The 15,143-nt window shown below is 60.6% G+C and carries 12 protein-coding genes; 7 read left to right on the plus strand and 5 right to left on the minus strand.

Annotation, left to right across the window (positions count from 1 at the left end; all coding sequences use genetic code 11):
- Window positions 1-6 precede the first annotated feature (6 nt).
- The 3 genes from D0550_RS05820 to D0550_RS05830 all read left to right on the plus strand — a co-directional run bounded on the left by D0550_RS05820 (window position 7) and on the right by D0550_RS05830 (window position 5,092).
- Window positions 7-1,650 (plus strand): M20/M25/M40 family metallo-hydrolase, encoded by a 1,644-nt coding sequence (locus D0550_RS05820; protein ID WP_161965655.1) that lies wholly within the window; start codon window positions 7-9, stop codon window positions 1,648-1,650.
- A gap of 29 nt (window positions 1,651-1,679) precedes the next feature.
- Complete coding sequence (locus tag D0550_RS05825) at window positions 1,680-3,338, plus strand: M20/M25/M40 family metallo-hydrolase (protein WP_161965656.1); 1,659 nt, start codon at window positions 1,680-1,682, stop codon at window positions 3,336-3,338.
- Between the two features lie 89 nt (window positions 3,339-3,427).
- The gene (locus tag D0550_RS05830) at window positions 3,428-5,092 is read left to right on the plus strand and encodes a M20/M25/M40 family metallo-hydrolase (RefSeq protein WP_116808173.1); all 1,665 of its coding nucleotides are present in this window, start codon (window positions 3,428-3,430) and stop codon (window positions 5,090-5,092) included.
- Window positions 5,093-5,118: 26 nt separating this feature from the next.
- Here the strand turns inward: D0550_RS05830 and D0550_RS05835 are convergent, their stop codons facing one another.
- Window positions 5,119-5,718: a GNAT family N-acetyltransferase gene (locus tag D0550_RS05835; protein ID WP_116808174.1), complete on the minus strand. Its 600-nt coding sequence runs from the start codon at window positions 5,716-5,718 to the stop codon at window positions 5,119-5,121.
- Between the two features lie 153 nt (window positions 5,719-5,871).
- Between D0550_RS05835 and D0550_RS05840 the strand changes: the two genes are divergently transcribed.
- Entirely contained in the window at window positions 5,872-9,129 is a 3,258-nt protein-coding gene (locus tag D0550_RS05840) for a S41 family peptidase (protein WP_116808213.1), read from the plus strand.
- A 15-nt stretch (window positions 9,130-9,144) separates the two neighbouring features.
- Here D0550_RS05840 and D0550_RS05845 read toward each other — a convergent pair whose 3' ends face one another.
- Together D0550_RS05845 and D0550_RS05850 are read right to left on the minus strand one after the other, a co-directional pair.
- Window positions 9,145-10,050 carry a macrolide 2'-phosphotransferase gene (locus D0550_RS05845; RefSeq protein WP_116808175.1) on the minus strand — a complete coding sequence of 302 codons (906 nt, stop codon included), beginning with the start codon at window positions 10,048-10,050 and terminating at the stop codon, window positions 9,145-9,147.
- A gap of 3 nt (window positions 10,051-10,053) precedes the next feature.
- The gene (locus tag D0550_RS05850; protein ID WP_116808176.1) at window positions 10,054-10,650 is read right to left on the minus strand and encodes a TetR/AcrR family transcriptional regulator; all 597 of its coding nucleotides are present in this window, start codon (window positions 10,648-10,650) and stop codon (window positions 10,054-10,056) included.
- Between the two features lie 144 nt (window positions 10,651-10,794).
- On the opposite strand from D0550_RS05850, the gene D0550_RS05855 reads away from it, so the two are divergent.
- Window positions 10,795-11,289: a hypothetical protein gene (locus D0550_RS05855; RefSeq protein ID WP_116808177.1), complete on the plus strand. Its 495-nt coding sequence runs from the start codon at window positions 10,795-10,797 to the stop codon at window positions 11,287-11,289.
- Between the two features lie 37 nt (window positions 11,290-11,326).
- Here the strand turns inward: D0550_RS05855 and D0550_RS34590 are convergent, their stop codons facing one another.
- Window positions 11,327-11,932 (minus strand): S41 family peptidase, encoded by a 606-nt coding sequence (locus D0550_RS34590; RefSeq protein ID WP_153067056.1) that lies wholly within the window; start codon window positions 11,930-11,932, stop codon window positions 11,327-11,329.
- A 989-nt stretch (window positions 11,933-12,921) separates the two neighbouring features.
- Between D0550_RS34590 and D0550_RS05865 the strand changes: the two genes are divergently transcribed.
- Window positions 12,922-13,878, plus strand: a complete 957-nt coding sequence (locus tag D0550_RS05865) for a hypothetical protein (RefSeq protein ID WP_116808179.1) — start codon at window positions 12,922-12,924, stop codon at window positions 13,876-13,878.
- 116 nt (window positions 13,879-13,994) lie between these two features.
- On the opposite strand, the gene D0550_RS05870 is transcribed toward D0550_RS05865, so the two are convergent.
- Window positions 13,995-14,309 (minus strand): hypothetical protein, encoded by a 315-nt coding sequence (locus D0550_RS05870; RefSeq protein ID WP_153067057.1) that lies wholly within the window; start codon window positions 14,307-14,309, stop codon window positions 13,995-13,997.
- Between the two features lie 367 nt (window positions 14,310-14,676).
- On the opposite strand from D0550_RS05870, the gene D0550_RS05875 reads away from it, so the two are divergent.
- A complete protein-coding gene (locus D0550_RS05875) occupies window positions 14,677-15,120 on the plus strand; it encodes a hypothetical protein (protein ID WP_153067058.1) in 444 nt (147 codons plus the stop codon).
- Window positions 15,121-15,143 lie beyond the last annotated feature (23 nt).

A 15,143-nucleotide genomic window follows, 5' to 3' on the forward strand; every position in this document is an offset into this window, starting at 1 on the left:
GTGAAGATGACGATTTCAAGAGCGGTAGCGGTTGCGCTGCTGGGTGCCGGCGCCTGCGTGCTGACCGGCTGTGGCGAAAAGCCAGTAACCACGGCAAGCACAGGTGCTGCGGCCGCGGGCGCGACGAGTCCGGCACTGGGCATCCGCCCGTACGGGGATGAAGAAGTAAAGATCGACATGAGTCAGATCAAGTCGGACGAGCTGAAAAAAGTCTTCGACTACATCGACACGAACATCGACCAGGATGTGATCAGACTGCAGAAATGGATTCAGCAGCCCAGTGTGTCGAACACTGGCGAGGGCATTGCCGAGAGCGCCGAGATGGTCAAGGGGTTCTTCGACCAGCTCGGCTGCCAGGAGTCGAAGATCTACGACGTCGGCATCAGCGAGTGGGGACAGCAGGGCAATCCCGTCGTGTTCGCGAACTGCGATGAGGGTGCTGAGAAGACGGTCGTCCTTTACTGGATGTACGACACGATGCCGGTGACGCAGCCGGATCTGTGGAAAGCCCCTGCGTTCGAAGGCCGTCTGGTCGAACAGGCCCCTTACAAGAAGGTACTGATCGGCCGCGGTGCGACCAATTCGAAAGGGCCGCAGATGGTGCAGTTCAATGCGCTGCTCGCCATCAAAGCCGTGACCGGCAAGCTGCCGGTGAACATCATCTTCGTTGCAGAAGGTGACGAGGAGCGCATGTCGATGGGCCTGCGCACGTTCATGCAACAGCACAGCGACCTGTTCGCCAAAGCCGATGCGGTGTATCGCTTCGGCGGTCAGGGTAGCCTGGGTGGCGGCTCGGAAGGCCTGTTCTATGTCGAGCTGACCACCAGCGGCTCGAAATGGGGGCAGGGACCGAACTACAGCGACATTCACGGCGGCAACAAACGTACTGTGGCATCGCCGGCCTGGCGTCACATCAAGATGTTGTCGACGCTGATCGATGAGGACACCAACAAGGTGCTGATCGATGGCTTCTACGACAACATCGAACCATTGTCGAAGGACGCTGAGGCCAAGCTCCGCAAAGCGGCTGAGAAGCTCGATCTGACCAAGCGAGCGCAGAACCTTGGCGTCGAGAAGTTCATCACCTCCGACCCGTTCGACTTCGTGAAGCGCTCGCGCTATGGCCAGTCGCTGAACCTGGATGGCATCTGGGGCGGCAACATGTTCGCGGGCGGCTCCGGCTCGATCCTGCCGAACAAGGTGACCTCCAAGCACAGCTTCCGTTACGTGCCGAACATGACGTCGGCCGACATCCTGGCGAAGTTGCGCAAGCACCTCGACAAGCATGGCTACACGGATGTGGAGATCAATGTCATCGGCGATCAGCCGTGGGCCAAGGTGCCGACCGACACCGAGATCGGCAGGGCAGCTTCGCGCATGTTTACTGCGTTCCAGATCGAGCATGGGGAGCTGTCGGATGCGCCCACGATCTTCGGCGGCAGCAGCATGCTCTCGCCCGCATGGCCGGCGTATGTGTTCGTCAACGACAAACTCAACATCCCGACGATCGGAGGCGCGGCAGGTGAGGGCGGCAACGCGCATGCGGCCAATGAGTACTACGTGATCGAAGGCGCTGGAAAAACCTATGGCATGGCAGGCGCGGAAAAGTCCGTTGCCACCGTGCTGTACAACTTCGCCGGTAAGAACTGATGCCTGCTCGGACCTGGGGAGAAGCGCACGTGAAAGTAGCGGCGAAAGTATTGGCGGTGCTAGGCGCATCGCTGCTTGCGGGATGTGGCAAGCAACCGGCGGTGACAGGTAGCGCTCCGGCGGCGTCCAACGCGGCGGGACCGAAGCTCGGCATCCGTCCGTATGGCGACGAAGAAGTGAAGATCGACATGAGCCAGATCAAATCGGCGGAGCTCAAGAAGGTCTTCGATTACATCGATGAGCACATCGATGACCATGTCGTCACGTTCCAGAAATGGATACAGCAGCCGTCGGTGTCGAACACCGGCGAAGGCATCCAGGAATCCGCCGAGATGGTGAAAGGCTACTTCGATCAGCTCGGCTGTCAGGAAACGGAAATCTACGAGCCTGGGTTGACGGAGTGGGGCCAGCAGGGCAATCCCGTCGTGTATGCGAACTGCGATGAGGGTGCCGAGAAAACCGTCGTGCTGTATTGGATGTACGACACGATGCCGGTGACGCAGCCCGATCTATGGAAGGCACCGCCGTTCGAAGGTCAACTCGTCGAGCAGGCACCTTTCAAAAAGGTGCTGATCGGCCGCGGCGCCAACAACTCCAAGGGGCCGCAGGTCGTGCAACTCAACGCGCTGACGGCGATCAAGGCGGCCATCGGCAAGCTGCCCGTGAATGTGATCTTCGTCGCCGAGGGTGATGAAGAGCGCATGTCGATGGGCTTCCGCAAGTTCATGCTGGAGCACCCTGAAAAGTTCGCGAAGGCCGACGCGGTGTACCGCTTCGGTCGCCAGGGAGGCCTGTCCGGCGGTTCCGAAGGGCTGTTCTACATCGAGCTGACCACCAGTGGCTCGAAGTGGGGGCAGGGACCGAACTACAGCGACATCCATGGCGGCAACAAGCGTACGGTCGCTTCGCCGGCCTGGCGCCACATGAAGATGCTCTCGACGCTGATCGATGAGGACACCAATAGGGTTCTGATCGACGGCTTTTACGAGAACGTTGCACCGATCTCGAAGGAGCTCGATGCGAAGCTGCGTCAGGTTGCCTCGAAGGTGAAGCTCGATCAGGCAGCGAAAAACCTCGGCGTCGAGAAGCTCATCACCGACGATCCATACGAGTACGTCAAGCGTGCGCGCTACGGCACGTCGATGAATCTCGACGGCATCTGGGGCGGCAATATGTTCGCGGGTGGCTCTGGCTCGATCCTGCCGAACAAAGTGACCTCCAAGCACAGCTTCCGCTATGTGCCGAACATGACGTCCGAGGAGATCGTGAACAAGCTGCGCAAACATCTCGACAAACGCGGCTACACCGACGTCGAGATCAGCATCATCGGCGATCAACCGTGGGCTAAAGCCGCGACGGACACCGAGATCGGTCGCGCGGTGGTGAAGATGTTCGATGCCTTCGGCATCGAGCACGGCGAGCTTTCATCGATACCAGCCATCGACGGCGACGGCTCCATGATGGACGACATGAACTCGCCCGCGTGGCCCGCGTATCTCTTCGTCACGAAGGAAGGCATCAACGAGAAGATCAACCTCCCGACGATCGGCGGCAACGCCGGCCAGGGTGGTAACTCTCATGCGGCGAACGAGTACTTCGTGATCGAGGGCGCCGGCAAGGTGTACGGACTGGCGGGCGCGGAGAAGTCCGTGGCCACCGTGCTGTACAACTATGCGGGACTGAACTGAGTTGACGGTGTTGCCTGCTGCCTGGCCGTCAATCGGCCATGGCGGCAGGCGCCGCGACGGTCCACCGAACAACAAACGGAAAGTGACGAATGAAAATCTCAATGTACGTGGCGGCGGTGTTGGCGGGTGCGGCAGTGCTCGCTGGTTGTAGCAAGCAGTCGCCGACGCAGCGAAGTGCCGCCACGGCGCCTGCTGCGCAAGCTAGTCCGAAGCTCGACATTCGTCCCTTGGGTGATGAAGAGATCTCGATCGACACGAGTCGGATCCAGTCCGAAGAGCTGAAGAAGGTCTTCGATTACATCGACGCGAATATCGATCAGCACGTTGCCAATCTGCAGAAGTGGATCCAGCAGCCCTCCGTTTCCAACACGGGCGAGGGCATCCAGGAATCCGCCGAGATGGTGAAGGGCTTCTTCGATCAGCTCGGCTGTCAGCAGACGGAGATCTACGAACCTGGCCTGACCGACTGGGGTCAGCAAGGCAATCCTGTTGTCTATGCGAACTGCGATGAGGGCGCCGAGAAGACACTGGTCATCTACTGGATGTACGACACGATGCCGGTGACGCAGCCCGACCTGTGGAAAGCGCCCCCGTTCGAAGGCCGCCTCGTCGAGCAGGCGCCGTTCAAAAAAGTGCTGATCGGCCGCGGCGCCGTCAACTCCAAGGGCCCGCAGATGGTGGAACTGAATGCGCTCATGGCGATCAAGGCCGTCACCGGCACTCTGCCCGTGAACATCATCTTCGTGGCGGATGGTGACGAGGAGCGCATGTCCATGGGGTATCGCAAATTCATGACAGAGCATCCAGAGAAATTCGCGAAGGCGGATGCCATGTTTCTCTTCGGCGGCCAGAGCGCGGGCGGTGCAGGACGGCTGGGCGCGGGCTCCGAGGGCCTCTTCTACGTCGAGCTGACAACGAGCGGTGAGAAGTGGGGTCAGGGCCCCAATTACAGCGACATTCACGGTGGCAACAAGCGCACGGTGGCATCGCCGGCCTGGCGCCACATGAAGATGCTCTCGACGCTGATCGACGAGGACACCCACAAGGTTCTCATCGATGGCTTCTACGACAACGTCGCGCCGATTCCCGCGGCCGCCGACGAACTGATGCGCAAGGAGGCAACGCAGCTCGATCTGAAGAAGGCTGCGCAGAACCTGGGGGTCGAGAAGTTCTTCACGGACGATCCGTACACCTACATCAAGCAGCAGCGCTTTGGCATGTCGTTCAACCTGGATGGCATCTGGGGCGGCAACATGTTCGCGGGCGGCTCCGGCTCGATCCTGCCCAACAAGGTGGTCTCCAAGCACAGCTTCCGATATGTGCCGAACGTCACCTCCGAAGAGCTCCTCACCAAGCTGCGCAAGCACCTGGACAAGCGCGGCTATAACGATGTCGAGATCAACGTTATCGGCGACATGCCGTGGTCGAAGGTCGAGACGAACACGGAGATCGGGCGCGCGGTGGTGAGAATGATGGATGCGTTCAACATGCAGCACGGCAAGCTGTCGGATGAGCCAAGCATCGCACTGTTCGGTGGCGCAGGCATGAACATGATGGCGCCTGCCTGGCCGGCGTATCTCGTGCGCAATGACAAACTCAACATGCCCGTCATCAGTGGCTCGGCGGGCCTCGGCGGCAATGCGCACGCCGCCAACGAGTTCTACGTGATCGAAGGCGCCGGCAAGGTGTACGGCATGGCGGGCGCGGAAAAATCGATTGCCACGGTTCTCTACAACTTCGCCGGCAAGAACTGAGAGCGAATCATCCGGGGAGTGGGCGGCTACGGCGAGATCGGCCACGCAAAGCGATCGAAGGGGCGGGACATAACTTCCACGACGTCCTCGCGTTGTGCTCCAAATCGTTGGGCTACCCGCAAGGACCGGCTGTTGTCCGGATGAATGAGCGAGATCACGCGTGGGAGCCGCAGTACATCGCGTGCATAGTCGAAGACGCAGCGCGCGGCCTCGCTCGCGTAGCCTTGTCCCCAGCTATTGCGGTGGAATGTATACCCGAGCTCCCGCTCAAACACGATCTGCACATCGGCCGGTGCGTCGTCACGCTGATACCACCCGCGTGGAACTGCGGTTGCGCTTGCTCTGACTTCCACCGCCAAGTCGCTCAGTCCGCAGCGGCCGATCAGCATGCCGTCCAACTTGCGTAGCACGGCGAGCTGCCCGAGTGAGAAATCCTCGTAAGTCCGAAGGACGGACTGAAGCCAGACGTGCGACTCCTGAGCAGAACGAGGCTTTCCGTGCGAGAGATATCGCGCTACTTCTGGATCCGCATGGACATGAGCGAAGAACTCAAAGTCGTCCGGCTCGATCCTTCGCAAGGTGAGCCGCTCCGATTCGATCCGCTGGGTATCGCGCGCAAGCGTCATAACGAGTTTCGGGCCAAGGGCGTGTCTTTCGCTCGAGTCTAACCCGTAGCAAACAACGCCGATATCCCGGATTGCTTTTTCCCGTAGGGCCGCATTCCGCTCCGGGCTTTTGCGATACAGTGGCCGATCTCAGCTATGTTGCGTGGGGCGCTCATGATGATTCGCCTTCTCGTTGCTGTCACAGTGCTGGCGGCGGTTTCCATTGCCCACGCGCAGAGTCCGGGCAAGCCGCTGCGCTTTCCGGACATCCATGGCGATCGCATCGCCTTCGTCCATGCGGGTGACATCTATATCGTCGGCGCAAGCGGCGGTACCGCGCAACGTTTGACTTCGCACGAGGGCATGGAGCTCTATCCGAAGTTCTCGCCGGACGGCGAGTGGCTCGCGTTTTCGGCTGAATACAATGGCACCCGCCAGGTCTACGTGATGCCAAGCGCCGGTGGCGAACCGCGCCAGCTCACTTGGTACAACGATATCGGCCCGCAGCCGCTACGTGGCGGAACTGATTATCGCGTGCTCGACTGGACCCGCGATGGCCGCCATGTCGTCGTGCGCGCCAACCGCACTCCGACCAGGATTCGTAGCGGCCGACCTTATCTCATCCCGGTGGATGGCGGCATGGAAGTGCCGCTCGCGATTCCCGAGACCGGCGGCGGCATGCTCTCGCCGGACGGCGCGAAGTTTGTGTATACACCGCTCGATGATGATTTCCGTTCCTGGAAGCGCTATCGCGGTGGCCTTGCCCAGGACGTCTGGATCTACGATCTGAACAACAACAGCTCGCAGCGCCTCACGCAAAGCCGGGCCACCAATCACGCGCCCATGTGGATCGGCGAGACGATCTACTTCGTCTCCGATCGCGACTACACGTTCAATTTGTATGCGATGTCCAGCAGCGGCGGCGAGCCGCGCAAGCTCACCCACTTTGACGAATACGATGTCCTGTGGCCCAGTGCCGGCCCCGATAGTCTCGTCTTCGAGCGCGGCGGCGCAATCTGGCGCTTCGATCCGGCTAGCGGGCGGGCCGAGGAAGTGCCCATCCGCGTCATCGGCGATTTTCCCGAGACACAGCCGCGGTATGTCAAAGCGGGGAGCTTCATCGAAAGCTTCGATATCGCGCCCGATGGCAATCGCGCCGTGTTCGGCGCCCGGGGTGAGGTATTCACGCTTCCGGCCAAGTACGGTGAGCCGCGCAATGTTTCCAATACGCCGGATCACCGGGAGCGCAGCGTCACCTGGTCGCCGGATGGCCGCTGGATCGCCTATCTCAGCGACGCTTCCGGCGAGTACGAGTTGTATGTGCGCGCCCAGGACGGCAGCGGCGAGCCGCGGCGTATTACCCGCGATGGTGATATCTGGAAATTCCCACCGGTGTGGTCGCCGGATTCGAGCAAGATCGCTTTCGCCGACAAGCGCCAACGCCTGCACATCGTCGAAGTGGGCAGCGGTCGCATCAGTGAAGTGGATACGAGCACCCGGGAGGATATTACGGAGTATCGCTGGTCGCCGGATTCCCGCTGGCTTGCGTACGTGAAGACTGCCGAGCGACGCAATCCGTCCATCTGGGTGCACTCGATCGGCGAGCGGCGCAACTATCGCTTGACCGACGGTACGGCGGAAGACCACCAGCCGGTATTCGATCCCGAAGGCCGTTATCTGTATTTTCTCTCCGATCGCGACTACAACCGCACCTACAGCGCCTACGAGAGCACCTGGCTGTACTACAGCGCCACGCGCATCTTTGCGGTGCCGTTGCGCGCCGATCAGCCGGCTTTGTTCCCTCCGAAGAGCGACGAGGTTGCAATCGGCGAACCCGTCGAAGCCAAGACAGTCGCCAAAGAAAAGAATGCGACGAAACCTGCACCCGTGGTACGCATCGATGTGGAAGGCTTCAATGCTCGCGCCCGGCCACTCAACGCGCCGGCAGGCAATTACTCTCGCTTGCAGGCGAACGCCGCAGGCGTATTCGTGGTCTCAGCGAGCGGCAACAGCCCCGGGAGCTTGCACATGCTGGCGCTCGATGAGAGCGACAAGCTCAAGAAGATCGCCGATGAGATCGACGGCTATGCGCTCTCGGCGAACGGCAAGAAGCTCCTGCTGCGCCGAGGTGAGCGCTTCGCAATCGTCGACGCCGCACCTGAAGCCGATTTCGACAAGGGCAAGCTTGCACTGGAGCGATGGGAGATTCGCATCGAGCCGCGCCAGGAGTGGCGCCAGTTGTTTGCGGACGCGTGGCGAACACTGCGTGATTGGTTCTATGACCCCGGCATGCATGGCCAGGACTGGAATGCCGTTCGAGCGCGCTACGAAGCGCTGCTGCCGAACGTGAACAGCCGGGCGGACCTCGATTATCTGCTCACCGAGATTGCGGGAGAGGCCAACGCCGGGCACGTGTACGTCGAGTCCGGCGATCAGCGCAAGGTCGAGCGCCGCGCGGGCGGTCTACTCGGCGCCGAGATCGAAGCGCACGAATCCGGCTACTTCCGTGTCGCCCGGGTCTTTTCGCGGAACTCCAGCGACGCCTCGACGCGTTCGCCGCTGGCCGAGCACGGTGTGAACGTTGCCGATGGCGAGTTCATTCTCGCGGTGGACGGCGTCGACGCGCGCAGTGTCCGCAACTTCTACCAGTTGCTGGAGAACAAGGCCGAGCGCGTGGTGACGCTGCGTGTGAACCGACGTCCGGCCGAGCCGGATGCACGCGAAGTGCGCGTGAAGACGATCGCCTCCGAGCAGAACCTGCGCTACACCGATTGGGTGCAGCAGCGCAGGGCCATGGTCGACGCATTGTCGGGTGGCCGCATCGGCTATATCCACGTGCCGAATACCTCGGTCGTGGGCCACCAGGAGTTGATCAAAGGCATGGGCGCCTATGCCGACAAGGACGCACTCATTATTGACGATCGCTATAACGCGGGCGGCAACATCCCCGATCGTCTCGCGGAGTTGCTGGCGCGCGAGCCGCTGAACTATTGGAAAAGCCGCGGACTCGAACCATCGCCCACGCCGCTGCTGCATCATGCTGGGCCGAAGGTGATGCTGATCAATAGCTACTCCGGCTCGGGCGGCGATGCTCTCCCGTATTACTTCCGCAAGCTTGGCGTTGGGCCACTCATCGGCACCCGCACCTGGGGCGGCCTGATCGGCAACAGTGGCAGCCCGCGACTCGCGGACAATGGCACGATAACGGCGGCGGCATTCAGGTTCATGGACACCGATGGCAAGTGGGCGGTGGAGAACGAAGGTGTGGCGCCGGACGTTGAGGTGATCGACCGTCCCGAACTAGTCGCCGCCGGCCGCGACCCCAGCGTGGAGAAGGCGGTGGAAATGCTCCTGGAGACGCTCGCGCGCACACCGAAGTCCCAGCTGAGCGTCCCGTCAGCGCCGACCAAGTTCCCGCCACCTGGTGAGTGAAGCGAGGCGAGCAGATCAGGCGCCCAGTTGCATCCGGGCGCTGCTCAGGTGTTCCGGATTCTGCGTCGTCAGCGCATACAGCGCATAGTCGAGCGGAAATGAAGCCTGGCGTTCCTGCACATGACGTCGCATGTTGGGCCACGTGCGACCGCCATGCCGCTCATAGGCAGCAATCAGCTGATCGAGCCCGGCCTCGCCGAATCCAACCAGATGATGGATGAAGTCGATGGTTGGATCGTTGATGGCGGCCTCGGTCCAGTCCAGCACGCCGACGACTCGAGAGTGCTCGTCGATGAGGGTGTGTGCCACATACAAATCACCATGGGTCATCACCGTTTGGGATGGCCAACTGCGATCGTCATCGAGCCACTTCCGCCAGCGCTGCGAAAGCTCCTCGCCAATCCCCAGTTCTCGCTGTACCCGATCTAACACGTCGACTCTGGCCGCGCGTACCTCATCTATGTCGCGCACGGGTAGACCCGCCGCTGCGATAGTCTCGTGGGCAATACCATGCAAGGCGGACAAGCACGCGCCCAATGTTTCCACGAACTGAGGATTGTCGCGGTCCAGATGCCAGATCGGTTGCATCGAGGTCGGATCCATCGTGATCGCGGGTGTGCCGGCGAGCCGTGGATAGGCGATGAGCTCGACGCTGTGAATGCGCCAGTCCGGCACGGCAACGGGTAACTGAGGGCGGATCGTTTGTAGAACACGAGCCTCGTGTCGCGCTCTGTCGATCACATCCGCGCGACGCGGAATGCGCAGCACCCAGCGTTCGCCGTTCGTGGCCGTCGCGAAGGCGACCAGAAAATCGAGGCCGACGTTCTCAACGACGATCTCATCGCGCACCTTCAATCCGTGACGGGCGGCGAGCGCGATGATCGAGTCGTTGGTGGGCGGCAGCGCAGGGGCGGTCGACATGATTCATTTCCTATCTGCAGGCGGGCGAGGCAGCCTGAAGGTCTCGCCGGGAAACAATCGCTCCATCGTGAACTTGAGCCGCTGGAGCACATACTGATCGAGGGGCAGGTGATCGTCGTAAAGCCACTGCATCGTCGCCCCGGCGATGGCGCCCTGTAGCGCCACGCCCCAGTCATCGCGCGATTTGATATCGGGTGGCAGACGAATGGCGATGGCGTGCTGGACCAGCCGATAGCGCTCGTTCGCGAGGCGCTTGACCTCAGGGTCGCGCGTCTCCTGCAAGATCAGCGGCAGACGGTTGGCGATGCCTTCGCCAGATCCCATGCCACAAACCAGTGTGCACAAAAAGCGCCAGAGACCCTGCACGCCGGGCTCGCAATCCATGCCTTCGAGCCCCTGACGCGTCACCTCCGTGTGGCGGAGGGCAACATGCCGAAGCAATGTGTCGCGATTGTTGAAACGCTGGATCAAAGCGGCGCGTGAGATCCCGACCTCGACCGCCACGGCCTGCAGCGTGAAGTCTTCGATCCCCACGCGCAGCAGGACCCGGCGAGCCGCATCCAAGATGGCATCGTCGCTATGAAGTTTGGGTCGGGGCATTGCGCTGTCTCGTTGGTGGAGACAGATCATAACCGACGCGATGGTTACTTACTACTGCATCGCCTGAATCGAGATGCCCGCGCTGCTGATGGCCCAGACAGGCCTGCCTCCTAGACTCGAATTGCGTGGTCGCGGAGATAATTTATGAAAACTCGCATCCTGGCGATCGTTGCCTTGGCAGGCACTTTCCACGTCTGGTCAGCAGAAGCGGCGCCGTCCTCTGTCACTGCCGCAGAGCCCACCCCCGAGCAGATCGTGTCGGACTTCCGCAAGGATCTGGAAGCGAAGTCCGCAGACGTGATGGCGAAGACGCTGACGCTGACGGCCGATCAGGCCGCGAAGTTCTGGCCGCTGTACAAGGAATATCAGAAAGAACAGGCTGCGATCGTCGACGGTCAGATCCAGGCCACGCAGAAGTACGCCGCTGCTTATGAGCACCTTACGGATGAGGAAGCGCTCACGTACGTCAACGCATTGCTCGAGCGCGATCAGAAGGTGCATGACCTGCGGGCCAGGTGGCTGGCCAAGTTCCAAACGGTCGTGCCAGGCACGATCGCAGCGCGCGCGATTCAGGTCGAGCGGCGCCTGGGATTGGTCCACCAGGTCGGCGTGTCATCGCAGGTTCCGCTCGTGCGCTGAGTGTTCGCCTGCAGCCGTGCATGTGGCTCGCTTTCGCCTATTTCGCGCCAGTGCCGGCTAGATCATTGATGGCATCCATCATGGGGTCCGTTCCGCGGAGCCAGGGTTCGATGGTCCACGGCGCGAAAGTATCGGGCTGAAGGGAGGGTACGGAGATTGGGAGGCGCTCGATCGGGCCCAGCCAGGGTAGGGCGGCGCTCGCCGTCGACCGACCGGGTTGCGCAATTCCCTCCGAGCAGTCGTCATACTCGCGGCAGCCGCCGTGATAGTCCATGCGTACGACGGACGGCACAAAGAAGCGACCCGAATTCGGCAGCTGAATCGGCAGCCCATCTGAGAAGAACATCAGTCGATCGCCAATCGGCTCGCCTACGATCGACACGCGCTCGCCGCCGGCTTGCTTCAAGTAAGCGATGCTGGCAATTGCAGCCGAAAACGTCTGGTGGCTCGTCAGAACGAAGAAATGACCGTCGGTGCGCGATGGCCAGTGTCGCATGAAGTCGCGGACGAGATATAAGTTGCCGCCATCATTGAAGCGCATATCGAGCACGACGTTCTTTCGCCCGAGTCGCTGTCTGTGTGCGTCTGCTTCGCGCAAGAAGTGCTCGAGCTTGCGGTCCCCATCGTCCTGAATCTGTCGCACCTGTATCACCACGGACTCGATTTGAGGTGCATCCCGGTAGCGAAACGGTTCATTGGGCTGCTGAAATGCCCATGCCGCGTGCTCCAGTGCAGGCAGGCCGCGCCAAGCTTGCCAATTTATCGGCGAAACGTCGAAACTTCGCTTGATCCGCTTGTGGTCGACAGTAACGAGCTCGTATGTCACAGAGCGCTCGCTGCGGGCCAGTTTTACGGCCCGTAGCTGCGGCGGGCTCGCGAGCACGCCTGCTGCTCTGAGATCACGAAGGGCTGCTGTACCTCCTGAGAACGTGCGTAACGTCGCGTGAATGGCCTCAATGGGCCTGCCCTCGACCGCGACCAGTTGCGCACCGAGGAGCGCCGCGTTCTCATCCTGCACCCCAACGACGTGGAATCGCTCACCAAACGGACGGAATGCGATAGCTACGGTCCCAAAGTCACTGACTTCGACTCGGGGCGTCTGCAGCCGACACCACGGCGCAATGTTTACTCCTATGGATGCGACGCGCTGGCAGATATTGCGCCCAACCCAAGTCGGCAAACATTGTGTGTGACCATTGTCCGCGAGCGCGGCAATACGACAGAGTTCGACTGCGAACTCAACGCCACTCAGGGATGCGTGCTCCATGCGCGAGAGTCGTTGTTCCGCGGCGGCCTTCGCGGCTGGGCTGAACGAGCGATCGACCGCCAGAAAACTCGAACGAAAGGCAGCGATATCCTCGCGCTGCCATTGAGCATGGTCTGCGCTGCTCGTCGAACCTGCAGCAGATGCCATAGGCGGACAACCAAGCGCCACGGCCAGCGCGAGGAGGGTTCTCTTGATAATGGCGAGAACGCTCGACTTATCGGGTTGCTGGCATGGCAAAGAGTCCTCAGAGGCGTTTTCGCTAGCTGGCCACATATAGACCATCCTGTCATGGTGGGCACTGGAGCCCGGACCTTCCGAGTTTGATACGCTCTTGCACAGTTCGGTGTCACAGCTCGGAGAGCCCAGTGGACACTTCTACCTTGGTCGTCGTGTTTCTGCTCGTCATCGCGGCCTCCCTGGCTAGTTACCTGTTGAGTCAGTGGAGCTCCATTCGCAACAGCAAGATTAGCATCGGCTGGGTTGCAATCAGCATGGGTACCACCTTTCTACTGGTGGCAGCAGCAATCGTTGTGCTTACAGTAGGTTTGCTACTCAAGCTGCGACTGTCGCCAAACATCGAGTTGGCGGAACGGGTGCGCAAGTCTGCGCAACTTGACGGCGGGACAGCACAGCGCGTGCTTGACCGGAAAGAAGCATCTGCAGATCGTGGCGTTAGCCCCGGCGCAAGCCGATCCATCGCTGAGGGTCGCTCTGAACATCGCAGTGGGATTGAGCCGGTGTCGGCGCTGGGTTCGGCGCAAGCCACTAGTGCACAACGGGAAGCCAAGAGCGGGACGGCGTCCCAGGGTGTCGGTCTTATATTCACAGAAGCGGATCCCTGGGCTGCTACAAACTGTGTTTACGCCTTCAATCGTGACCCGGCGGACCTTACCCGCTGGACGATAGAAAACGAGTGTGGTGCCCCCGTGGGTGTGGTGTTCGCCTCCTGCTCGAAGAGCCCGCCGGAATGTAGTGCCAACGAATCCACGTCATGGGTATACCAGAGGGATGGGATGATTTTTCCCGGCAGGGTACAGCGGCCTGTTACCTATGAGGAAGAAACTCGGTACGGCAGTCAGATTCGCTACGTGGCCTGCATGGTCGCTGCCCCTGTTACGATCCAGTTGATCGGCCAAAGTAGCGAATCACGATCATCGTCGTCCTGGAGAGAGCAGTTTGAAGCGGCTCGCAACAGCGACGAATGCCTGATACACGTTCAAATACTGTCAGAGACGGGCCGCCGGTTGGGAAGGTCGATTGATTCTCTGCTTGGCGGGAACGCACCGGGTAGCGTCCGCTCAGGCTCTACTTCGGAGCCTTGATTCGATCGTTGGACGAGTTGGCCTGCTTGTGCCACTCAAGCCGCAGCTGCCCGGCGACAGATTGGTAGCCGCGCGCCTTCTTCAACCAACTTGTCTGTCGTTATACTGCTCATGCTCTATGACGGCTTATACATTGAATCGAGGCAAAGGATCGCTACCGCGCCAAGTGGGGCATAGCAAAGCGTCACCGTGATGATTGCGCCGTGAAAGCGAATACGCCGATCCGGAACCCCTCGGTATGCCTTCACGAAAAAATAGTAAAACATGAATCCGGCACTGGCGCCGGTGAAGAAATAGCGCCCGCGACATCTCTTGAACTCCGCCTCGGAAAACTGACGTAGCAGATGCATGAAGATCGGCACGTACACCAGCCACGATAGGAGCAAGGAAAAGAGCAGCACCGGAAAGATAGCGGAGATCACTCCATCCACGAAGTACCTCGATGCGCGAAGCTGCTCATTCTTTGCGTCAATGGCTTGTTAGTGGTCGGGGACGCAGCCACAAGCAGCGATGGAACGCTGGCACGTAGTCGCGCGCCTTCCTGAACAGCTTAGCGGCAAATCGCAGGAACCGGGGAAGAAAATCCGACCCTAGTCTAGTTAGTTGTTCAATTTGTGGGGCGACCCGCGCCAAAGCCTGCTGCGGGTCTTAATGCGAGCATACACCCACTGAAGCTGCCGCGTCGGCGCATCGAATTCGAGCTCGCAGTGGGCTAGCATGTACCTATGCGGACGCGTTGCCGCCGTCTGCAGTGGCGTATCGGAGCTTGCGACCACTATTGCTTTGGAGGGCACCAGCATGTTCGAGCACGGGACAAAAGTGGCAACCGCCGCAGTCGCAATGGCTCTGGCCTGGGTTGCATGGGGGCAGGAGCCCTCGCCAGAGAATCGCTTCATCGACGCAGGCGACACTCCTCCTGCTGCGCGGATGCCCGCGAAGGTCGTTCCTCATTTCAGGGATGTAGACTTTCGCTCGATGGCTCAGGCCGTTAGCCAGTTGAGCGGTCGCACCTTGGTTCTCAGTCCCGGGGTGTGCGCTGTAATCAGTGCGGCTTGGGAAACAGAGCTTACGGGTGAGCAGTTTTATCAAGAGTTTGTGTCGATCGCACACATTCTCGGGTTCATCGTTGTCGAGGAAGGCTCTGTGACGACGATTACCCTTAGGAATGATCCCCAAGACTCGTCGACCTGTAGGAAGTACTCCAACGGGGCAGTGCATCTTGATACCGCCCGCGATAACTGAATTCCCGCCCAGTCGCCTCGATG

It is taken from the genome of Steroidobacter cummioxidans, from assembly GCF_003104955.1.